Origin of the sequence: Archangium sp. (assembly GCF_036277355.1) — a bacterium.
Classification (GTDB): Bacteria; Myxococcota; Myxococcia; order Myxococcales; family Myxococcaceae; genus Archangium.
Genome location: NZ_DASUNC010000173.1, coordinates 21589 through 42119, shown reverse-complemented (window position 1 = coordinate 42119; position 20531 = coordinate 21589). Strand labels below are relative to the sequence as shown.

General features: G+C 69.6%; 15 protein-coding genes and 1 tRNA gene. 9 read left to right on the top strand and 7 right to left on the bottom strand.

From position 1 onward, the window contains the following. Positions 1–44 precede the first annotated feature (44 nt). A complete protein-coding gene (locus VFZ09_RS42955; protein WP_169800641.1) occupies positions 45–206 on the bottom strand; it encodes a hypothetical protein in 162 nt (53 codons plus the stop codon). A gap of 588 nt (positions 207–794) precedes the next feature. Here VFZ09_RS42955 and VFZ09_RS42950 point away from each other — a divergent pair. Further along, positions 795–2990, top strand: a complete 2196-nt coding sequence (locus tag VFZ09_RS42950) for a (Fe-S)-binding protein (RefSeq protein ID WP_329733615.1) — start codon at positions 795–797, stop codon at positions 2988–2990. A 164-nt stretch (positions 2991–3154) separates the two neighbouring features. Here VFZ09_RS42950 and VFZ09_RS42945 read toward each other — a convergent pair whose 3' ends face one another. The 4 genes from VFZ09_RS42945 to VFZ09_RS42930 form a co-directional block, all read right to left on the bottom strand. Further along, on the bottom strand, positions 3155–4123 hold the full coding sequence (locus VFZ09_RS42945) for a hypothetical protein (RefSeq protein ID WP_329733614.1): 969 nt from the start codon (positions 4121–4123) through the stop codon (positions 3155–3157). Positions 4124–4227: 104 nt separating this feature from the next. Further along, positions 4228–4761, bottom strand: a complete 534-nt coding sequence (locus tag VFZ09_RS42940) for a non-proteolytic archaemetzincin-like protein (RefSeq protein WP_329733613.1) — start codon at positions 4759–4761, stop codon at positions 4228–4230. Between the two features lie 28 nt (positions 4762–4789). Beyond that, positions 4790–4863, bottom strand: a tRNA-Gln gene (locus VFZ09_RS42935). A gap of 129 nt (positions 4864–4992) precedes the next feature. Further along, positions 4993–5466 carry a HAMP domain-containing sensor histidine kinase gene (locus VFZ09_RS42930; protein WP_329733612.1) on the bottom strand — a complete coding sequence of 158 codons (474 nt, stop codon included), beginning with the start codon at positions 5464–5466 and terminating at the stop codon, positions 4993–4995. A 310-nt stretch (positions 5467–5776) separates the two neighbouring features. Between VFZ09_RS42930 and truB the strand changes: the two genes are divergently transcribed. After that, the gene (truB, locus tag VFZ09_RS42925; protein WP_329733611.1) at positions 5777–6676 is read left to right on the top strand and encodes a tRNA pseudouridine(55) synthase TruB; all 900 of its coding nucleotides are present in this window, start codon (positions 5777–5779) and stop codon (positions 6674–6676) included. Between the two features lie 112 nt (positions 6677–6788). Here the strand turns inward: truB and VFZ09_RS42920 are convergent, their stop codons facing one another. After that, positions 6789–10610, bottom strand: coding sequence for a serine/threonine-protein kinase PknK (locus VFZ09_RS42920; protein ID WP_329733610.1), 3822 nt, complete (start codon positions 10608–10610; stop codon positions 6789–6791). A 326-nt stretch (positions 10611–10936) separates the two neighbouring features. On the opposite strand from VFZ09_RS42920, the gene VFZ09_RS42915 reads away from it, so the two are divergent. From VFZ09_RS42915 to VFZ09_RS42890, 6 genes are all read left to right on the top strand, one after another. Further along, positions 10937–11674 (top strand): energy transducer TonB, encoded by a 738-nt coding sequence (locus tag VFZ09_RS42915; RefSeq protein WP_329733609.1) that lies wholly within the window; start codon positions 10937–10939, stop codon positions 11672–11674. A 36-nt stretch (positions 11675–11710) separates the two neighbouring features. Then, on the top strand, positions 11711–12466 hold the full coding sequence (locus tag VFZ09_RS42910) for a MotA/TolQ/ExbB proton channel family protein (protein ID WP_329733608.1): 756 nt from the start codon (positions 11711–11713) through the stop codon (positions 12464–12466). Further along, complete coding sequence (locus VFZ09_RS42905; protein WP_329733607.1) at positions 12450–12863, top strand: biopolymer transporter ExbD; 414 nt, start codon at positions 12450–12452, stop codon at positions 12861–12863. The genes VFZ09_RS42910 and VFZ09_RS42905 overlap by 17 nt, the downstream gene beginning before the upstream one ends. Positions 12864–12869: 6 nt before the next feature. Then, on the top strand, positions 12870–13310 hold the full coding sequence (locus tag VFZ09_RS42900) for an ExbD/TolR family protein (RefSeq protein WP_329733606.1): 441 nt from the start codon (positions 12870–12872) through the stop codon (positions 13308–13310). Between the two features lie 98 nt (positions 13311–13408). After that, positions 13409–16324: a TonB-dependent receptor gene (locus VFZ09_RS42895; protein WP_329733605.1), complete on the top strand. Its 2916-nt coding sequence runs from the start codon at positions 13409–13411 to the stop codon at positions 16322–16324. A gap of 23 nt (positions 16325–16347) precedes the next feature. Continuing rightward, on the top strand, positions 16348–17703 hold the full coding sequence (locus VFZ09_RS42890) for a hypothetical protein (RefSeq protein ID WP_329733604.1): 1356 nt from the start codon (positions 16348–16350) through the stop codon (positions 17701–17703). 131 nt (positions 17704–17834) lie between these two features. Here the strand turns inward: VFZ09_RS42890 and VFZ09_RS42885 are convergent, their stop codons facing one another. Then, the gene (locus VFZ09_RS42885) at positions 17835–19826 is read right to left on the bottom strand and encodes a PAS domain-containing sensor histidine kinase (protein ID WP_329733603.1); all 1992 of its coding nucleotides are present in this window, start codon (positions 19824–19826) and stop codon (positions 17835–17837) included. Positions 19827–20074: 248 nt separating this feature from the next. Here VFZ09_RS42885 and VFZ09_RS42880 point away from each other — a divergent pair, with 248 nt between their 5' ends. Next, positions 20075–20389 carry a glutathione S-transferase C-terminal domain-containing protein gene (locus tag VFZ09_RS42880; protein ID WP_329733602.1) on the top strand — a complete coding sequence of 105 codons (315 nt, stop codon included), beginning with the start codon at positions 20075–20077 and terminating at the stop codon, positions 20387–20389. Positions 20390–20531 lie beyond the last annotated feature (142 nt).

Genomic DNA, 20531 nt, shown 5'->3' with positions numbered 1-20531 from the left:
ACTCGCGCCCCCGCGTCTCGTCCCGTGACGCGGGGGCCGTGGCACTACTCGGCGTCGTACCCGCCGTACGCGTCGTCGGCCCCCCACAGCCGTCCGCCGGTCGTCACCCTCACCGGCATGATGGTTCCCGACTCATCGTCCTCACCGCCCGGAACCACGTAGGCCAGCCCCTCGTCGTCCAGGTACGTCGTGTCGTCGTGCACCATGGCTCCTCCTGGGCGCTCTTCGTGTGGCCACAGGTCGCCGGCCCGCGGGCTCGACGCCCCACACGCGCGCCCCCCTTTCGGTCACCTGGAGCCCACCCCATGTGGTGCTCCGTTCAACGCGTTGACCGATTTACCGTCCAGGATGGGCATTGTCGGCGGTCTTGTAAAGTCCTTGGGCTCTCAAGCGGCCAACCACGTCTCATGGTGCACGCCTGCTTGCATTTACACAGGAGCTTGTGGCAGCCCGCCCGGAGCACCCCTTCCGAGGACCCGGGCGGGCCGCGTTTTCAGCTCCGGCGCATCCGGGCCCGGCCGGGGGACGGCCAGGCGAGCAGGAACAGCAGCCCCAGCAGCCCCGCGGGAGAGCCCCCCGCGGCGGCACAGCCGGACCCCTCCTGGCACACACGCACCGGACGTCGAGCACCCGAGGCACGGTCGTGCTGTCCACGTTGCCCCGCCCGAGGAACGTGCAGGCGTCGCCCCCAGTAGAAACACTGCGGCGCCCACCCCGGACAGGCGCTTGATTCGCGAATCAACCTTGTTAGGGTTGCGGAGTTACAGCAGTTTCGCGAGGTTCACCGAACCGCCATGAGTCCCATCATTACAGGCCTTCTCCTCGCCGTCGGAGTCTCCCTCTTCGTCATGACCATGGCCGGACGCATCGGCGTCCTGCTGGCGATGAAGACGGAGAACCGGCTGGACAACCTCCCCCAGCGAGCCGCCGCGCTGCTGCGCTTCGGACTGGGGCAGAAGCGCATGGTGGATCCGGAGGAGTTCACCCCGGGCCTCATGCACGTCTTCATCTTCGCGGCGTTCGTGGTGCTGGCGCTGCGCACCATCATGATGTTCGTGATGGGCTTCTCCGAGACGGCCCTGGTGCTGCTCACGGACCTGAAGGACCCCTTCTGGGGCGCGCACCCCCTGCTGCTCGACGTCTACCGCGTCTACCTGTTGACCAAGGACCTGGTGGCGGCCGGGGCGCTGCTGGGCGCGGCCTACTTCGTCTACATGCGCGCCAGCGTGAAGCCGGACCGCATGAGCCCCTCCTGGGAGGCCTTCCTCATCCTCGGCTTCATCTCGGGGCTGATGGTGACGGAGTTCCTCTTCGGTGGCAGCCACATGGTGCCGCGTGAGCAGGCGATGCCGCTGGCCACGCCCCACTTCGTCTGGTGGGAGCCGGTCACCAGCGTGGTGGCCATGGCGATGGCGCCGCTGGGCTGGACCGCGGCGCACGTGCTGGGCGTGGCGGGCTTCTGGATCCACCTGACCATCATCCTGGCCTTCCTCAACTTCCTGCCGGTGGGCAAGCACTTCCACGTGATTACCGGCCTGCCCAACGTGTTCTTCCTGCGCCTGGGCCAGGGGCAGCGCAACACGCAGAGCGCGAAGCTGCCCACGCCCAACCTGGAGAAGGAGGAGTTCGGCACGGCGACGGTGAAGGACCTGACGTGGAAGCAGGGCCTGGACCTGTACTCGTGCACCGAGTGCGGCCGCTGCCAGACGCACTGCCCCACGTACATCACGGGCAAGCCGCTCACCCACAAGGGCGTGAACCAGGACCTGAAGCACTGGATCTGGGAGCACGAGATGTGGGTGGAGGAGGGCCGGGGCCCGTCGGGCACGGTGGAGCCGCTGCCTGAAATCATCGGGAGCGCGCTGAAGGCGGAGACGGTGTGGGCGTGCACGAGCTGCGGCTGGTGCGAGACGGCGTGCCCGGTGTTCATCGAGAACGTGCCGCGGCTCATCGACATGCGCCGCTACCAGGTGCAGGTGAAGGCGGAGTTCCCGCAGGAAATCCAGCGCGTGTTCGAGGGAATCGAGCGCCAGGGCAACCCGTGGGGCCTGGGCCAGGACAAGCGCGACGCGTGGGCGGAGGACCTGGCGCTGCCCACGTGGGGTGACGGCGGGACGTACGAGTACCTCTTCTTCGTGGGCTGCGCGGGCAGCTACGACGACAAGCAGAAGAAGGTGAGCCGGGCGCTGGTGAAGATTCTCCGCGAGGCGGGGGTGAGCTTCGCGACGCTGTCCAAGCAGGAGATGTGCAACGGCGACACGGCGCGCCGCCTGGGCAACGAGTACCTGTACCAGACGATGGCCAAGACGAACGTCGAGAGCTGGAACGCGATGGGCGTCAAGGCGGTGATTACGCAGTGCCCGCACTGCTTCAACACCATCAAGAACGAGTACCCGGAGTTCGGCGGCGAGTACCGGGTCATCAACCACACGCAGCTCATCAACGAGTTGCTGAAGGACAAGCGCATCAAGCTGTCCGCGGTGATGAACGAGAAGCTGACGTACCACGACCCGTGCTACCTGGGCCGGCACAACGGGGTGTACGACGCGCCGCGCGAGGTGCTGAAGGCGATTCCGGGGCTGGAGGTGGTGGAGATGCAGCGCAGCGGGCGCGAGGGCTTCTGCTGCGGCGCGGGTGGCGGGCGGATGTGGATGGAGGAGCACATCGGCACGCGCATCAACCACAACCGGTTGAACGAGGCGGCGCTGACGCTCAAGCACGCCGAGGATCCGAGCACGCCGTACCCGGACGCGACGGACAAGAAGAAGCCGGGCCTGGTGGGCGAGTACAAGGAGCCGGGCGGCAAGGGGATTGTCGCGGTGGCGTGCCCGTTCTGCTCGACGATGTTGAAGGACGCGGTGAACGACACGGGCCGCGAGGAGCGCATCAAGGTGAAGGACATCACCGAGCTGGTGGCGGATGCGCTGGAGGTGAAGCAGGGAGCGGGCACGGTGGCGCCGAGCGTCGCGGTGAACGCCAAGCCCGAGTAGCCGCGAGCCTCCCAGCACCCCAGCACCCCAGGCAACAACTCCGAGCAAATCCCCTCTCCCCCCGGGAGAGGGACGGGGTGAGGGTGTCGAGGGCCCCAGGTTGAAACAAGAAGGCCCGGAGACCCCACACAGGGTCCCGGGCCTTCGTGCATCAGAGACGAAACTCAGATACCGCCGTACGAGGGCTCCAGCGCGCCCGGGACGAGCAGAGTGCCCGCGCCGGTGGAGGCGATGCTGATGCGGTAGACGTTGTCGTTGCCGCCGGCGTTGGAGAGGAAGGCGACCTCGGTGTTGCCGCGCCAGCTGGGCCAGGTGTCCTCGACGCCGTACTCACCGGTGTGGGACGTCAGCTGGGTCACGCTGGTGAGCGTCTGCCCGAGCAGTCCCACGAAGATCTGCGTGCCGCTGCTGGTGCGGCCATCGAAGGCGACCTTGGTGCCGTCCGGGGACACGGTGGGGCGGGACACCACCACCTGGGCGGTATTGCCCAGGCTGGTGGAGATGACGTCGGTGGAGCCGGTGGCCACGCCCACCTTCACGAGGAAGTTGAGCTGGCTGGTGGTGTAGCCGGCGGACGCGAGCACGTACTGCCCATCCGGGTAGTAGGAGGCGGCGCCGTAGACGTAGGGGCTGCCGTTGGTGAGGAGCTGGAAGCTGCTGCCATCCGCGTTCACCCGGGCGAGCTTCGCGTAGCCGCCCTGGTCCAGGGTGAAGACGATGGTGCTGCCGCTGGGGTTGAAGGTGGGGAAGCGGAAGTTGCCGCAACCCGTGCAGGCGGTGCTGGTGCTGGAGAACACCGTGGAGGGCTGGCCCGTGCCCGTGGTGGGCACCGTGCGCAGCTCCGACGCGGTGCCGGAGCGGAACACGAAGGCCACCAGCCGGCCGTTGCGCGACACGGTGGGGTAGTACGCGTTGCCCTGGGTGGTGAGCTGCAGCGGGGAGTTGGGGTCGCCCGCGTCATCCACCGCGTACAGGTTGCGGCCGCTGGTGCCGTTGCGCACGAAGACGAAGCCACGGCTGAAGGTGCCGCCGGCGCCGCCGCCACCACCGCCGCCATCCGGGTCAAAGCCCTCGAAATCACACCCCGACAGCCCCACCACCGCCGCCAACCCGAGAATCCGCAACAGCTTCATACGCTCGTGCTCCTGTGTCTTCCGGCCCCGCGCATGGAGACGTCCATGCGGGCGCGGCATTCAAACACGAGTGGGGAGCGGACGCGCGCGGAGGGCCGGCGCGCCTAGCGGTTGAGCTTGTTCAGCTCGTTGCGGCAGTTGTTGCACAGGGACAGCTGCTTGCGATCGCAGTCCTGTGGCGTCTGGGAGAAGAACATCACGCACCGGGCGTCCTCGCAGTAGGACAGCCCCAGCAGGTGCCCGGCCTGGTGCACGGCCTCCACCTGGAGCCGGCGCCGCAGCTGCTCGCCGTCGGCGCCCTGGCGCAGGCGGAACAGGCTCAGCACGGCGCTCTTGGACTCCCGGTCCGCCTCGCCCAGCACGAAGGGCGAGTCCGGCACGAAGAGGTCCACGTCCGTGACGCCCAGCACCATGGACTGCCCGGGCTCGAGCAGCCCCGCCAGCCGGCGCATGATGGCGTTGCAGTGGTACTGGCCCCGGTCCTTGTTGAAGGCGTAGGTGGGCGCCGGCAGCGACGCCTTGCTCACCACGGAGGCGAGGCCCAGCTGCAGGGAGATGGGTCCCTCCAACTCCTTGAGGAGCACCGGAGTCGGGCTACCCAGGGGGACCAGCAGGAGCAACTTCTGCGGCTGCGGCATCGGTCCACCGTCCTCGAGAGAAGAAGGGTGGCTGGGGCGCAAGGATTCGAACCTTGATGATCAGATTCAAAGTCTGACGTCCTGCCTTTAGACGACGCCCCAGCAAGATCGCACGGTTACAGCTCGTCACGGGATTGTATGCCATCCAGTTGCAGTCGGAAACATTTACGTTCATCGGTTGGCTGGAGGACAGGCGGGGGGGTGGGGGGAGGCCCGGGTGTTGTCCGCCCTTCACGTGGGGTGCGAGTCGGCGGGGGGGTGGGGCCAGGGGGCGGGCCCGGCCATGTAGGAGCCCGGGGGGGAGGCGGGCAGCTCCAGGACGAAGGTGGCCCCCTCGCCCGGCCGGCTGGTGACGTGGATGGAGCCCCCATGGGCCTCGACGATCTGCCGGGTGAGGAAGAGGCCGAGCCCCAGGCCGCCATACTCCTGGGTGGGGACGGCCCGCTCGAAGCGGCCGAAGATGCGCTCCAGCGCCTCCGGGGAGACGCCGATGCCCTGGTCCTCCACCACGAGCCGGGCCGTGCCACCCCCCTGCGACACCAGGAGCCGGATGGGCCGGCGGGCGCCGAACTTCGCGGCGTTGCTCAACAGGTGGGTGAGGGCCTGCTCCAGCCGGGCCCGGTCCCACCTGCCGGTGACGTGGGGCTGCAGGGACAGCGACACCTCGCAACCGGCGCGCCCCAGCTCCTCGGAGAAGCGCTCCACCACGTCCTGGACCAGCCGGCGAAGACGGCGGCCAGGTACACGGGCCAGCGGCGCGGGGCCGCGCGCAGGAAGACGGCGAGCGTCAACCCGCTGGGGAGCCACACCGAGGCACTCTGGAGGGGCGGGAAGACGAAGAGGGAGCTGAGCGCCTTCAGGCCGCAGAAGGCGGCGAAGAGCAGGACGGCACGGCCCCAGACCTCGGTCCGTGGCTCGCCCGTCCTGTCCCGTCCCGTCTCCACCATCGAGTTGTCCCCGGAAATAAAGGTATGCATGCGCTACATCCCGATGAACTTCCGAGGAAACCCGACACATGAATCCCGGCATCTACCTGGCCCATAAACCGGTGGGCCCCACCAGCTTCTCGCTGGTGCAGGCATTCATGGGCGAGGTGGAAGCCGCGGGCCTCACGCGCAAACAACTGCCCGTCTGCCACGGCGGCACGCTCGACCCCTTCGCCGAGGGCCTGCTGCTGCTGCTCGCGGGCCCGGCCACGCACCTGATGGACCTGCTGCACGCCCTTCCGAAGACGTACGAGGCGGAGGTCACCTGGGGCACGGAGACAGACAACGGAGACCTGCTCGGTCAGGTCATCCATGAAGGTGATACGACTGGCCTGTCGGACAATATTCTGGATGCCGCGCTCGTCCCCTTCCTGGGTTGGAGGGAGCAGGTGCCCCCCGCGACCAGTGCCAAGAAGGTAGGTGGCGAGCCGGCCTACAAGAAGGCCCACCGGGGCGAGTCCGTGGAGCTTCCTCCTTCTCGCGTCTATCTCCACGAGGCACGGTGGCTCTCGCATGAGCTGCCGCGCCGCAGCCGCCTGCGCATCACCTGCCGCGGGGGCTACTACGTGCGAGCACTCGCGCGGGACCTCGGCCGGGCGCTCGGTTGCGGGGCCCATTTGTCCCGGTTGCACCGCACCGCCATCGGCCCGTGGGAGGACCCGGGCCCGGGAGGGCGCGTCTGGCTGCACGGTCCCGAGGCGCTGCCGTGGTGTGCCTCCCGCGTCATCGCGGGCGACGAGGTGAACGACCTCAAGCACGGGCGCTCCGTGCCCGTCGGACAGGTGCGGCCCCCGGCCTGGCGCCTGCCCGAGGGGTTTCCGGATCCGGAAGCACCCGTGCTCGCCCTGCAGCGAGGCCGGGTGGTGGCGCTGCTCCGTGAACAGGACGGAAGCCTGCGCACCCTCACCCCGCTGTGGCCCGGGTTGTGAGCCATGCTCCCTCTCCCTCCGGGAGAGGGTCAGGGTGAGGGTGTCCGGGCCCGTTCTTCAACCCGTGGCCCGAATTGGGGACAGGGGGTTCAACCCGGGATGCGTGGCACCCTCACCCCGTCCCTCTCCCGAGGGGAGAGGGGAGATTCAGCGACTCGGCTTCACGCAGCAGCCCGATGCAACCCAGCCGGCTGAACCCTTCCACCGCGTGCCGCGCGGACTCCTCTCGCTCCAGACTCCCCGGCGCCGAGGCCCGCGCCAGCTCGAGCCAGGCCATCGCCTCGTCGTAGGGCATGCCCATCTCCCGAGCCAGCCGCGCGCTGCGCTTCCACGCCGAGCGCGCCCGCCACTGGTGGCCCAACAACCAGTGCATCCGCCCCGTGCAGCGCAGCGCCACCGCCCCCGACAGGGGGAAACGCACCGCGAAGGACGACAACCGCGCGCACGCCCGCTTCGCCTCTTCGGCCACCGGCGGCGGCTTCTGTCCGGGCACCCGCTCGCGCTCCCACAGCGCCAGGTACACGCGCGCCGCGCCCTCGTACCCGTGGCTCTCCGTGTACAGCATGGGCTCGTAGCGCCGGGCCAGCTCCATCACCTTGTCCGCCTCGTCGCGCGCCCGCTCCCACTCCTCGCGCTCCAGGTACGCCATCCCCAGCAGCCCGCCGCAGATGATGTGCGAGAGCGGATCATGCTTCCCCCGCAGCATCCCCACCGCCTCGCGCAGCAACGGCATCGCCTCGTCCAGCCGGCCGAGCACCAGCAGGCTGCGCGCCATGGTGTACGCGCTCCACACCTCGTGCTGGAAATGTCCCCGCTTCCGGGCCGACTCACGGATGCTCGCGAAGCGCGCCAGCGCCTCCTCGAAGCGCCCCGTGTAGTAGTCCACGTGCCCCAGCAGCACCTCGGACAGCTCGAACTCGCCCTTGTCTCCCAGCCGCAGCAACACCCGCTGCGCCTCGCTCGCCTTGGCCGCGGCCGGCTCCCAGCGCGCGAAGCACGAGTGATACATCGACTCGACGATGAGCCCGAACGCCGTGGCACTCGGATCCTCCACCAGCAGGCCCTCGCCCTGGGCGCGGCGGAAGTAGCTGCGCGCCAGCGGGTGCAGCCGTCCCATGCCGGCGATGGAGCCGAGCTGCCCATACAACCGCAGCATCTCCGCGTCGCGGCCCGCGCGCTCGGCCAGGTTCACCGCCAGCAGCGCGGTGGCCACCATGCGCATCGGGTCATAGCGCCAGTAGTAGCACTCGGCCAGCCGCGTCGCCGCGAGCGCCGAGGCCCCCAGCAACACACGCGTCTGCCGATCCTCCTCGCGCACCCACTTCCGGGGCAGCACCAGGTGCAGCACCTGCCGCACCACCTGCGTCAGGATGAAGCGCCCCAACCCTCCCGGCGTCTCCGGCAGCGGCCGGCCCAGCTCCGCCAGCGCCTGCTTTCCGTGCGAGATGCAGGCCTCGAAGTCCGACAGGCCGTGCATGGCCTCGGCGAGCAGCCGCTCCCAGCGCGCGCGCCGGCTCGCATCCACCCGCACGCCCGTGTCCTGCCCGCGCCGCACCTCCAGCTCCAGCGCCCGGCGCAGGTAGCCCGAGGCCTCCAGGTTCGCCCCCGACTGCAGCGCGTGCGTCCCCGCCTTCTCCAGGTACTCGAAGGTCCACACGTCGTCCTGGGCGAGCTCGAAGTGGTGCGCCAGCACGGGGTAGAGCGCCGGGGGCACCCCCTCCTCCGCGTGGTGCTCCTCCAGCGCCATGGCCGCCGCGCGGTGCAGGGAACGGCGCCGCTCGGGGAGGATGCCCTCGTAGGCGATCTCCCTCAGCTTGTCGTGGACGAAGCGCAGCCGCCCGCCGCCCGCGTCCTCCAACACGTGCCGCGCGCGCAGCTCCTCCAGCGCCTCCAGCTCCTGCAGGTCCCCCATCCCCGCGGCCACCGCCAGCACGTCCGCGTCCAGCTCGCGGCCCAGCACCGACGCCACCTCCAGCAGGCTCCGCGCCTCCGAGCCCAGGCCCTCCAGCCGCCGGCCCACCAGGTCGTGCAGCACGCCGGGCAGCGGCAGCTCCTCGTGCAACCGCTCCAGGGTGTCGCCGCCCGCGGCCACCTGCCACCGGCCGAACACATCCCGGAAGAGCAGCCGCTCGTCGATGGCGGTGCGCAGGTACTCGGCCACGAAGAAGGGGTTGCCCGCCGAGCGCGTCGTGAGGAAGCGCACGAAGGTGTCCGGCGGCGAGGGCAGCGCCAGCATGTCCTCCACCATCCGCGCCACCATGGACTCGTCCAACTGCCCCAGCGCCCGGTGCGTCACGCCCGGCGCGGCCAGCAGCAGCCGCAGCGCCGCGTCCAGCTCCTCGCTGCGGTAGGTGCCCACCACCAGCACGTGCGACTCGCCGAGGAACCCCGCCTGCAAGTAGTCCAGCACGCCCAGCGACAGCTCATCGGCCCACTGCAGGTCGTCGATGACGAGCAGCACGGGCTCCTTCTCGCAGAAGGCGGCGAGCGTCTCGGCCAGGGAGCGCATGACGCGCTCGCGAGCGGCCTGCGGGGGGAGCCGCGGAGGCTCGGGGCGGGCGTCCTGTCCGGGCAGATCCGCCAGCGCGGGCTCGTAGCGGGCCAGCACCCGCCCCCGCGCGCCCAGCAGCCGCTCCGTCTCCTCGAAACCCAGGTGCCGGCACTCGTCGGCGATGGCCTGCAGCAGCGGCTTGAAGGCATGCAGCGGCTCACCGTACAGCTGCTCGCCCGTGCTTCCTCCGGACAGCGGGAGGCACCCACCCGTGACGACGCGGAAGGCCGTCCGGCCCGCGGACACCGCGCACTCCATCACCACGCGCGTCTTGCCCGCGCCGCTCTCGCCGCCGATCAGCAGACAGCCGCCATTGCCCTCGCGGGCCATCGCCAGCCGCTGCTCCATCTCCATCAGGAGCCGCTGCCGGCCCACGAACTCGGGCCGGTAGAGGTACGGCCGCGGTGTGCCTCGCGGTGGCCGGGGCAGCTCCTCCGCCCCGAGCCCGGCGAGCACGGCGCCCACGTCCGCGGCGTAGCCGATGCGCTCGCGGGGCACCTTCGCCAGCATGCGCTGCACCAGGGCATCCAGCTCCGGCGGCACGCCCTTCACCCACTCCGAGAGCCGGTACGGCTGCTCCTGCAGGTGCCGCCGCAGCACCTCCCAGCCCGAGCCCGGGAAGGGCGGCTGCCCCACCACCAGCTCATGGAGGATGCAGCCCAGCGAGTAGAGGTCCGCCCTCGCATCCACCAGCCCGCCCTTGATCTGCTCGGGGGCCATGTAGACATAGGAGCCCTCCAGGCTGCCGGAGACATCGAGCGACTCGCGGCCCAGCGGCCCTCCGAAGGCCGAGGCCAGCCCGAAGTCCACCAGCACCGGCGTGCCGTCCGGGCGGATGACGATGTTCTCCGGCTTGAGGTCGCGGTGGACGATGCCCTCGCCATGCAGGAAGGCCAGCGCGGAGCACAGGCGGCGCGTCAGGGTGAGCACCTCGCCCAGCCGCTCCAGGGACGCCTCGCGCCGCTGCTCCAACGGGGGCGGCCCGAAGGGACGGAACGAGACGCCCGTGGAACCCGTGACGCTCGGAGCCTCGGGAGCGGAGACGACCTGGGTGATGACATCCGTCGTGGTGCCGGGGTTGCGCTTCCACAGCTCGTCGATGTAGCGCCGGAGGGTGAGCCCCTCGAGCAGCTCCATGGCGTACCAGGGCAGTCCGTCCTGCACGCCCTCGGCGAGCACGCGCACCACGCCCGGGTGCTGGATGCGCCGCAGCGCGTGGATCTCCCGGCGGATGCCTCGCAGCATGGCCGCCTCGGGCACCCGCACCGTCTTGAGGGCGACCCGCTCCCCCGTCTCGTCGGAACACGCGCGGTACACGACCCCCATCCCCCCCGAGCTCAACTTCCCCAGGAGGCGGTAGGGACCGATCCTTCCCTGCTCCATTTCCTGGAGCTCCGCGGCCGACATGATGGTCCACGAGACTCGCACGGTTCGGTGTACCCCTCCAAACGAACGGCCTTCCGAGAGTACCCGCCGCCTGCCTGCCCGCCCGGTGACGGCTCCAGAAGGAGACGACCTTTCCAGTCACCTCCGTCATCCCACCGTGACGCATCCGTGACGTGAAACCCACCCGACACCCATCGTGCACGAATCGTCACGGCGTGACACGGCCGTGAGATGCGCGCGAGCCGGACGTGACGCACGGCGTGACGAAGTGTTGCGGGGGCTGCACGTGGCTGAAACGTGACGTCGCTATACGGCTGGACGTCATGTTCGAGACCTACGACAGCGCCACCGACGTGCAGTCCGCCCGGCGGTTCGCGCTCTCGGGCGTCGCCTCCCTCGGGATGTGCGCCCTGATCGGACTCACGGCGGTGGCCGTGGGCAACCAGGTGCGGGAAGTCATCAAGGAGAAGAAGGTGGACGTGGTGTTCCGTCCGCCGCCGCCTCCTCCTCCGGTGGTCGAGGTGAAGCCGGCTCCCCCGCCGCCCCCGCCGCCCAAGCCGAAGGCGAAGCCTCCTCCGCCGCCCACCGTCGCCGCGCCCGCGGCCATGGTGGCGCCCAAGGAGATTCCGGTGGAGAAGCCGCCCGAGGCCGACGCGGAGCACGCGGTGGCCGAGGCGCCCGTCGCCGTGGGAGGCACGGGCCAGCTCGTCGCGGGTGCCATCGTCACGGGCGTGGACAGCCCCGGCGTGGCCGGTGGCTCGCTGCGGCCCAAGCCCATCAACCTCCCCGAGTCCGCCACCCCGCCCAAGGAGCTCAGCTCCAACCTGCTGCCCGAGTTCCCCTCGGACATGAGGGCCAAGGGGCAGGAGGGCATGGTCATCCTGAAGATCGTCGTCGAGGCGGACGGCGGCGTCAGCAACGTCAAGGTGATGCGCGGCGAGGAGCCCTTCGTGGGTGCCGCCATCGCCGCGGTGCGCACGTGGCGCTACGAGCCCGCGCTCGTGGACGGCCAGCCCACCGCCGTCTTCCGCATCGTGAAGGTCCCCTTCCGTCTCAAGTAGCGAGCAACCTCTGTCTCACCCGCCGGAGCCCCCCAGATGAACTTCAATCTGATCGAGATCTACCACCACATGGGCTTTTTCGCCCGGTGCATCGCCTACACGCTGGTCGCCTTCGCGCTGGCGTCGATGGTCGTGTTCTTCGAGCGCCTCATCTACTTCTTCCGCTCGAAGGCGGCGGACCGGAAGTTCGCCGCGCGGGCCGGCAAGTTGCTGGAGACGCAGCAGCACGAGCAGTTCGTCATCGAGTCCTCGGCGGCCCGGGCGAGCAGCCTGGCGAAGCTGTTGGGCGGTGGCGTGAAGACGTACCTGGCCAAGAAGGCGGCGCCGCAGGGCAAGCTGGGCGCGGTGGAGCTGACGCGGAGAGACCTGGAGCGCATCTACGAGCGCGTGACGGCGGACGTGCGCCGGGGCATGAGCGTGCTGGCGTCGGTGGGCTCGGTGGCGCCGTTCGTCGGTCTGCTCGGCACGGTGGTGGGCATCATCGAGGCCTTCGCCGGTATCGCGAAGACGGGCTCGGGCGGCCTGGGCGCGGTGTCCGCCGGTATCGCCGAGGCGCTCGTCGTCACGGCGCTCGGCCTGCTGGTGGCCATCCCCGCGGTGCTGATGTTCAACTTCCTCACCACCCGCTCCGACGCGCTCCTGCTGTCGCTGGACCTGGCCCGCAAGGAGTTCATGGACCACCTGGAGGACGTGGACGGGGTGGTGTCTCCCGCGGTGCGCGGGGAGGGCGCGGTGGCCCTGGACGTGGAGCGCGCCACGCGCAAGGAGGGCGTCGATGTCCGCCCGGCGTAGCGGTGGGCTCGTGCCCGAGATGAACGTCACCCCGCTGGTGGACGTGGTGCTCGTCCTCCTCATCATCTTCATGGTGGTCACCCCGCAGCTCGAGGCAGGCGCGGCGGTGGACCTCCCGGCGGTGACGAATCCGGACAAGGGCGAGGAGAACTCGCTCACCCCCACCACCGTGAGTCTCACGGCGCAGGGCGCCTTGTTCGTGGACAAGAAGGAGGTGCCCAAGGCGCAGTTCGCCGAGCAGCTCCGCGCCGTCCACGAGAAGGACCCCGAGGCCCGCGTGGTGCTCAAGGCGGACCGGGGCGTGCGCTACGCCGAGGTGCGCGGGGTCTTCAAGACGCTGCAGGACATCGGCTTCCCGGGCATCTCGCTCCAGGTCATCGACCGGAAGAAGGAGTGACGCGCCATGGCCTTTGATCTCGGTGGTGGCAAGGGCGGCATCCGCCCCGCGATGAACGTGACGCCCCTCGTGGACGTGGTGCTCGTGCTCCTCATCATCTTCATGGTCGTCACCCCGCTGATGACCAAGCAGATGTGGATGGACGTGCCGGGCAAGGCGGACGAGCAGACCGAAGTGGCTCCGCCTCCTCCCGGCGCACTGCCTCCCGTGGTGCTCACCGTCACCAAGGCGGGCGCCGTGCAGATCAACCGCGAGGACGTGCCGCGCGACCAGGTCGTGGCCCGGCTCCAGCGGATGATCAACGCGCGCCCGGACAAGATCGTGTTCTTCGACGCGGAGAACGACGTGCCGTATGGCACCGCGATGGAAGTCATGGACCTCGCGCGTGGCGGGAATCTCACCGTCGCCGTGGTCCCCGACGCCGTCGCCGAGCCGGCCGCGCCGTGACCTGAAGTCTTCATTCCGGTCTCTCCCTTTTCACCTTCCATCCATTTCGTTGCCACGGGCGTCGCGTTCTCTACGCGCGCTCGTTGGTGAGGAGTCCCGTGTTGTCTCTCCATTCCCTTCGCGCCGCACTGGCGGCGCTCGCACTGCTGGCCGCGCCCGTGATGGCGCAGGCGCCTGTTCCAGAGGCCTCCGGGTCCTCGTCCCAGGTTGACGCGGATTCAACCCAGCACCCTCACCCCGACCCTCTCCCGGAGGGCGAGGGAGGAGTGGGCACGGCAGCCACCTCCAGTGACACCGCCACTGACGCCGCTGACGCCGCCGAGCGCAGCGACGACGAGATGATGGCTGACTCGGCCACGCCTCCTCCGGGCTTCACCGGCGTCTACGGCCAGATCACCGACGCCCAGACGAAGGAGACGCTCATCGAGGCCACGGTGAAGGTCGTCACCGGCGGACAGAAGAGCGTGCTCACCGACATCGACGGCAACTACCAGCTCGCGCTTCCTCCCGGGAAGTATGACCTGCGCGTCTTCTATGACGTCTACGAGGGCCGCCGCATCACTGGCGTCATCGTGGAGCAGGGCAAGGCCACGAAGCTGGACGTGCAGCTGAGCGCCGACGCGGGCGCCGTGCAGGAAGTCGTCGTCGAGGCCCGCGCGGACCGCCGTGCCGAGGGCGCCCTGCTCCAGGAGCGCAAGAAGGCCGCCGCCGTCTCCGACGCCATCAGCTCCCAGGAGATCGCCCGCACGCCGGACTCGAGCGCCTCGGACGCGGTGAAGCGCGTGGTGAGCGTCACGGTGGTGGATGGCCGCTTCATGCTGCTGCGTGGCCTGGGTGGCCGCTACTCGGTGACGCTGCTCAACGGCGCGCTGCTGCCCAGCCCCGAGCCGGATGAGCCCTCCGTTCCGCTGGACCTCTTCCCCACCAGCCTCCTGGCCAACCTCAACGTGGTGAAGAGCTACACCAGTGACCTGCCCGGCACCTTCGGCGGTGGCACGCTCCTCATCGAGACCAACACCTACCCGAGCAAGTTCGAGTTCAAGCCGCGCATCACCTTCTCGGGCGACAGCATCTCCACCTTCCAGCAGCGCAACACGCACCCGGGCAGCTTCCTGGAGGCGCTGAGCTTCGCGGGCCCCGACCGCCAGCTCCCCGCGGGCCTGCCCCAGAACGAGCGGATGGGCAGCTCGGCGAGCACCTGGCAGTCCTTCCCCAACATCTGGTCCGCGCGCCGCGCCACCGCGCTGCCCAACCTGGGCCTGGGCGCGTCCATGGGTGACACGCTGCGCTTCGGCAACAGCCGCCTGGGCTACCTGGCCACCGTCAACTACGGCCACAAGGAGAGCGTCCGCGAGTCCGAGTTCGCCCGCGCCGACATGCCGGTGGGCGAACTCCAGGCCCAGGACGCCACCCGCACCCTCCAGGGCTCCGAGGGCTCCACCCTCAGCGCGCTCGCCAGCGTGGGCTACCAGTTCGACCGCGACAACGAGCTCACCTTCTTCAGCCTCTACACGCGCGGCACGGACAGCACCACCTTCACCTCCCGCGGCGTGAACAACGGCCGCTCGGAGACCTTCGAGAGCACGCGCCTGCAGTTCGTCTCCCGCGCCCTCTCCTTCAACCAGGTGCGCGGCTTCCACCGCCTCAACACCCTGGGCGATGCCGAGCTCGACTGGCAGGCCAACTTCAGCCGCGTGGACCGCGACGAGCCGGACACCCGCGACACCCTCTACAGCGACGACCTGGGCACCCCCACCGGAAAGTACGCCTTCCCCAACCAGCCCAACAGCGGCGAGCGCTTCTTCGGCACGCTCGGAGAAACCTCCACCGGCGGCAGCGCCAGCCTCACCCTGCCCTTCTCCGACGTGCGCGTGAAGGCGGGCGGTCTGGCCCAGGTGTCCTTCCGTGACTTCCAGGCCCGCCGCTTCCGCTACCTGCTCACCGACACCCCGGTGGACACCTCGCTGCCCCCCGAGGAGCTCTTCGCCTCCTCCCACCTGGGCACCAGCGTCCGCATGCGCGAGACCACGCGCGGCGATGACGCCTATGACGCGTACCTCGGCGTCTTCGCCGGCTTCGCGACGGCGGACTACAAGCCCGTGGAGCCCCTGCGCCTGGTGGGTGGCGTGCGCGTGGAGCACTCGCTGCAGCAGCTCACCGCCCACAGCCCGTTCGACACCACCTCCACCGGCAACACCCGTGCGAACTACCTGGACGTGCTGCCGGCCTTCAACGCCATCTACGCGCTGCGTCCCGACATGAACCTGCGCGCCGGCTACAGCTACACGCTGGCCCGGCCCACCTTCCGCGAGCTGGCCCCGTTCATCTTCTTCGACTTCGTCCGCCGCCGGAACGTGTCCGGCAACCCGGAGCTGCTCGAGACGCGCATCCACAACCTCGACACCCGTCTGGAGTGGTTCGTCGGGGAGAACGAGGTGCTCGCCGCCAGCGTCTTCTACAAGAACTTCCAGAGCCCCATCGAGCGCATCCTCCGCTACTCCGGCGACATGGGCTTCGAGAACGCGGATGGCGCCAACAGCTACGGCGTCGAGCTGGAGGCCCGCGCGTCGCTCGGCCGCCTCTCCCCGGCGCTCTCCCACTTCCGCGCCGCGGCCAACCTGACGCTCATCCAGTCCAACATCGTCCTCACGGACCCGGAGAAGCTGGGCGCGCAGACGAACAGCCAGCGGCCCATGCAGGGCCAGTCGCCCTACGTCATCAACCTCAACCTCGGCTACGACCGCCCCGAGAGCGGCACCGAGGTGGCCCTGCTCTACAACGTCTACGGCCCGCGCATCAGCGAGGTCGGCCTCAATCCGCTCCCGGACGTCTACGAGCAGCCCTTCCACCGCGTGGACCTGTCCGTCAGCCAGAAGCTCGGCAACGACCTGCAGCTCAAGCTCACCGGCTCCAACCTGCTCGACTCCGCCGTCGTCTTGGACCAGGGCGGAATCACCATCCTGAAGTACCGCCCGGGCATCGCCTTCTCCGCGGCGCTCGGCTGGACCCTGTAACCCCCGTCAAAAGGAAGCACACCATGAAGCGGCTCGCTCTCGGCCTCACCCTTGGTACGTCCCTGCTCGCCGGTTGCCCCGGCCCGGTGGAGCAGGACACCGCGGACGACGTCAGCGCCAACATCACGCAGAACACCACCTGGACGGCCGACAAGGTCTACACCCTCAAGGGCTACATCTTCGTGGAGAGCGGCACGCTCACCATCGAGCCGGGCACGAAGATTCTCGGTGAGGAGGGCAGCGCGCTCGTCATCACCCGCAACGCGAAGCTGAACGCGGTGGGCACGGCGGAGAAGCCCATCGTCTTCACCAGCGCGAAGCCCGAGGGCGAGCGCGCCGCCGGTGACTGGGGCGGCGTGGTGCTGCTGGGCAACGCGCGAATCAACGTCGCCGGTGGCAGCAACACCATCGAGGGCTTCTTCGCCACCAGCGGCGATGACCGCACGAAGTACGGCGGTACCGACGACGCCCACGACTGCGGCAAGCTGAAGTACGCCCGCATCGAGTTCGCCGGCTACGAGCTGGCCGAGGACAACGAGCTCAACGGCCTGACCACGGGCGCGTGCGGCTCGGCCACGGAGCTCGACTTCGTCCAGGTGCACAAGGGCGCGGACGACGGCGTGGAGATGTTCGGCGGTACCGCCAACCTCAAGCACCTCGTCATCAGCCAGCCGGACGACGACGGCCTGGACTATGACCTGGGCTACAGCGGCAAGGTGCAGTTCCTGATCGTCCAGCAGAACGACCGGGTGGGCAACCGCGCCATCGAGGCCAGCGGCAACAAGACCACCAACACGGCCACCCCGCGCTCGGTGCCGGAGATCTGGAACGCCTCCTTCATCGGCTCCAACCGCGCCCCGGCCACCACGGGCACCAAGCAGGAGGGCCTGGTGTTCAACACCGGCGCCGGCGTGAAGCTCAACAACGCCATCGTCGCTTACTTCGCCGACAAGGCGGTGGACGTGGACGGCGCGGCCTCGGCGCAGCTGTCCGAGTCCGGCAACCTGAGCATCAAGAACACCCTCTTCTGGATGAACAAGGGCAACACCACGTCCATCGACTACTCGGCCAACCCGGTGAAGGACGCCGCGGGCAACACCACCAACGCGGACGCCACCCGGCTGAGCGACGGCACCATCTACAAGGAGAACGAGCAGCTCCTCGCCACGGTGAACAACAACCGCGTGGTGGACCCCATGCTGAGCGCCGCGGTGAACGCCAAGACGCCCAACTTCAAGCCGGCCGCCGAGTCGCAGGCGCTCCTCACCTCCAACGCCGCCACGCCGGCGGATCCGTTCTTCGACGCCACCGCGAAGTTCATCGGCGCGGTGGGCAGCACGGACTGGACGGCCGGCTGGACCGCGTACCCGGAGAACTGAGCTTCACCTGAAGCCGTACGAGGAATGCCGCACCCGGCGCTGCCTCCCGGGTGCGGCCCCATCGCCCGGAGGTACGTTCTTCTGACGGAGGGGGCTCCGGGAGAAGACGTATCTCCGGGCGGTGTCTTTCTTCACGCCCGGGCACGCAGCGGCAGCTCCACGGTGAAGGTCGAGCCCCGCGCCAGCTCGCTCTCCACGCGGATGCTGCCCTGCATGGCCTCGACAATCTGTTTGGAGATGAAGAGCCCCAGCCCCAGGCCGCCGTAGTGCCGCTCGGACACGGCGCGCCCGAAGCGGGAGAACAGGCGCGGCAGGTCCGCGGGGGCGATGCCGATGCCCTCGTCCCGGACCATCAGCCGTGTCCGCTCGTCCTCCACCGTCACGCGCACGTGGATGGGCTTGCCCGCGCCGTACTTGGCCGCGTTGGACAGCAGGTTGACGAGCACCTGGTCCAAGCGCAGCGGATCCCAATACCCGTGCACGGGCGGCGTGGCGGGGAAGTCCACCGCGCACCCGGCCTGGGCGAACACCTCGGAGAGCCGCTCCATCACCTCGCGCAGCAGTCCGGTGAGCTCCATGTCGACGGGCTCGAGCCCCAGCCGGCCGGCGCCGATGCGGCTCACGTCCAGCAGGCTGTCCACCAACGAGGTGAGCCGCTCCACCTGACGCATCGCCTTGGGGAGCCGCGTGCCCACGGACGCCCGGCACTCGGGCGTCAGGCACTTGTCGATGAGCGTGTGCTGGAGCTTGAGCGAGGTGAGCGGCGTCTTCAGCTCATGGCTCGCCACGGAAAGGAACTCGTCCCGGAGGCCCACCGCCTGCCGGGCCTCCTCGTAGAGCCGGAGGTTCTCCAGCGACATGCCCACCCGGTGCGCCAGCTCCTCCGCGAGCGACAGGTCCTGCTCGTCCAAGCGCCGCAACGGGGCGCAGGCGGCGAAGATCATCATCCCGTGCACCTTGCCCCCCGCGCGCATCGGCACCGTCATCACCGAGTGGGCATCCAGCGTGTTCATCACCTCCAGGTGCTCGGGGCAGACGGCGTAGCGCTGGCGGACGTCCCGGGTGAACTCCCGGATGAGGACGGACTTCCCCGTGTGCACCCCCTCCAGCAGCGGGCTCCTCCCCGGGGCCTGGGGCACGAAGCTCCTGGCGCGCTGGACGAGCGGCTCCTCGGACGGCTCGCGGTGCGCCGCGGCCACGCGCGGCAGATGTCCGTCCGCCCGCGCCACGCCGATGATGCAGTAGGAGCAGATGGAGGAGGCGGCGAGCCGGGCCACCCGCTCGAGGATCTCCTCCGCCCGGTCCAGGCGCTCGGCGAGCAGCCGGCTGGCCTCCGAGAGGAAGCGGGCACTGGCCTCGGCGCGCTTGCGCTGGGTGATGTCCACCACCGTGCCGCTGAAGCGCAGCAGCTGGCCCCGCTCATCGAACCAGGCGCGCCCCTGGGCGGAGAGCCACCGCTCGATGCCATCCTGGATGCCGATGACGCGGTATTCGATGTCATAGCCCCCGCCACTCTCCGGGGTCTCGGCCCATTGGATGACCTGCGCCGTGCGCTCGCGATCCTCGGGATGGACGATGGAGAGGAACCGCTCGCAGTCCATCCGGTAGTCCGGCGGGGCGCCGAAGAGCGCCTGGGCGCGGGCGTCACACAGGAACTCGCCGGTGGCGGGGTTGTAGTCCCAGGTGCCGATGGAGGCCGAGGCGAGGGACATGCGCAGCCGCTCCTCGCTGAACCGGAGCGCCTCGCGTGCGAGCCTCGGCTCGGGCACCTCCTCGACGTACAGGCAGAGCCCCACCATCTCCAGGCCCTCATGGAGGGGATGGCAGCTCACCCGCCCCCACTCCAGCTCCAGCCAGGGGAAGGGCCGTCCCGTCGTGAGCACCTGCTGGAGGCGCCAGAGCAGGTCCTGCGTGGCCTCCCCCGGAGGAAACACGTCGGCCAGACCCATGCCCGGCCAGGCCCGGGTGCGCGGGCCGTGCAGCCCGGCCATGGCCCGGTTGAAGCGGACCACCTGGAGCCGCCGGTCCACGAGGGCGATACCGATGGGTGCGTTCCACAGCACCTCCAGTTGGACCGCCTCCAGGTCGAGCCGCGAGGCCGGGCCCTCCAGGGCCCCATTCATTCCCATCTCCCTCTGTCCATCCAACACCCCCTGCCGGTAACAGCCACTGGCCCGGCGTCCATGCCCTCGGGGACACCTTGGCCGCCCGGACGCGCAGCCACCCACCTCCCTCGGGCTTGCCAGGGAAGCGGCTATGCTCGCGGCATGAGCCGCCCCCGATTCGTCGCCGCCTGGTTCTCCCCCTGGCCGGAGCGGGCCCGTTTCGCGCTCGACCACTGCTGCCGCTCGCGAAGCTGGGAACGACGTTCATGAACCGGAAGTACCGCCTGGACACGCGTGACCCGGAGCAGGATCGGGCGACGATCCGGCGGGGACTCGAAGGGCTCCGGACGGAGCTGCGGGGGCGCGACACGCTGCTCTCCGACTTCACCTTCGCGGACATCGCCATCGCCGTGTCACTGACCCTGGTGCGGCCGGTGGAGCACCCCATCATTCCCCTCGGCCCCGCGATGCGCGCCGCGTTCACCGAGCCAGCTCTGGCCGAGGAGTTCGGGGACCTGCTGGCGTGGCGGGACAAGCTCTACGCGGAGCGCCGCTCCATGCAGGGAACCGCACATGCTTGATCCGCGCTTCTCCTACGAACACTTCATCCGAACAGAAGATCGCACCTGGCTCTGCCGCGAGCTCGAACAGGTGCTGACCCACCGGCTCCGGTCGGCCTCCGCTCCCGACGAAGAGGGACATCGAATGGTGATGGAGTTGCGG

What these genes read in the sequence shown, in the direction of transcription:
- VFZ09_RS42905 (WP_329733607.1), top strand. Translation starts at nt 12,450, where the DNA reads ATGTCCGCCCGGCGTAGCGGTGGGCTCGTGCCCGAGATGAACGTCACC.
- VFZ09_RS42940 (WP_329733613.1), bottom strand. Translation starts at nt 4,761, where the DNA reads ATGCCGCAGCCGCAGAAGTTGCTCCTGCTGGTCCCCCTGGGTAGCCCG.
- VFZ09_RS42955 (WP_169800641.1), bottom strand. Translation starts at nt 206, where the DNA reads ATGGTGCACGACGACACGACGTACCTGGACGACGAGGGGCTGGCCTAC.
- VFZ09_RS42945 (WP_329733614.1), bottom strand. Translation starts at nt 4,123, where the DNA reads ATGAAGCTGTTGCGGATTCTCGGGTTGGCGGCGGTGGTGGGGCTGTCG.
- truB (WP_329733611.1), top strand. Translation starts at nt 5,777, where the DNA reads ATGAATCCCGGCATCTACCTGGCCCATAAACCGGTGGGCCCCACCAGC.
- VFZ09_RS42885 (WP_329733603.1), bottom strand. Translation starts at nt 19,826, where the DNA reads ATGAATGGGGCCCTGGAGGGCCCGGCCTCGCGGCTCGACCTGGAGGCG.
- VFZ09_RS42910 (WP_329733608.1), top strand. Translation starts at nt 11,711, where the DNA reads ATGAACTTCAATCTGATCGAGATCTACCACCACATGGGCTTTTTCGCC.
- VFZ09_RS42920 (WP_329733610.1), bottom strand. Translation starts at nt 10,610, where the DNA reads ATGGAGCAGGGAAGGATCGGTCCCTACCGCCTCCTGGGGAAGTTGAGC.
- VFZ09_RS42915 (WP_329733609.1), top strand. Translation starts at nt 10,937, where the DNA reads ATGTTCGAGACCTACGACAGCGCCACCGACGTGCAGTCCGCCCGGCGG.
- VFZ09_RS42880 (WP_329733602.1), top strand. Translation starts at nt 20,075, where the DNA reads ATGAACCGGAAGTACCGCCTGGACACGCGTGACCCGGAGCAGGATCGG.
- VFZ09_RS42950 (WP_329733615.1), top strand. Translation starts at nt 795, where the DNA reads ATGAGTCCCATCATTACAGGCCTTCTCCTCGCCGTCGGAGTCTCCCTC.
- VFZ09_RS42900 (WP_329733606.1), top strand. Translation starts at nt 12,870, where the DNA reads ATGGCCTTTGATCTCGGTGGTGGCAAGGGCGGCATCCGCCCCGCGATG.
- VFZ09_RS42890 (WP_329733604.1), top strand. Translation starts at nt 16,348, where the DNA reads ATGAAGCGGCTCGCTCTCGGCCTCACCCTTGGTACGTCCCTGCTCGCC.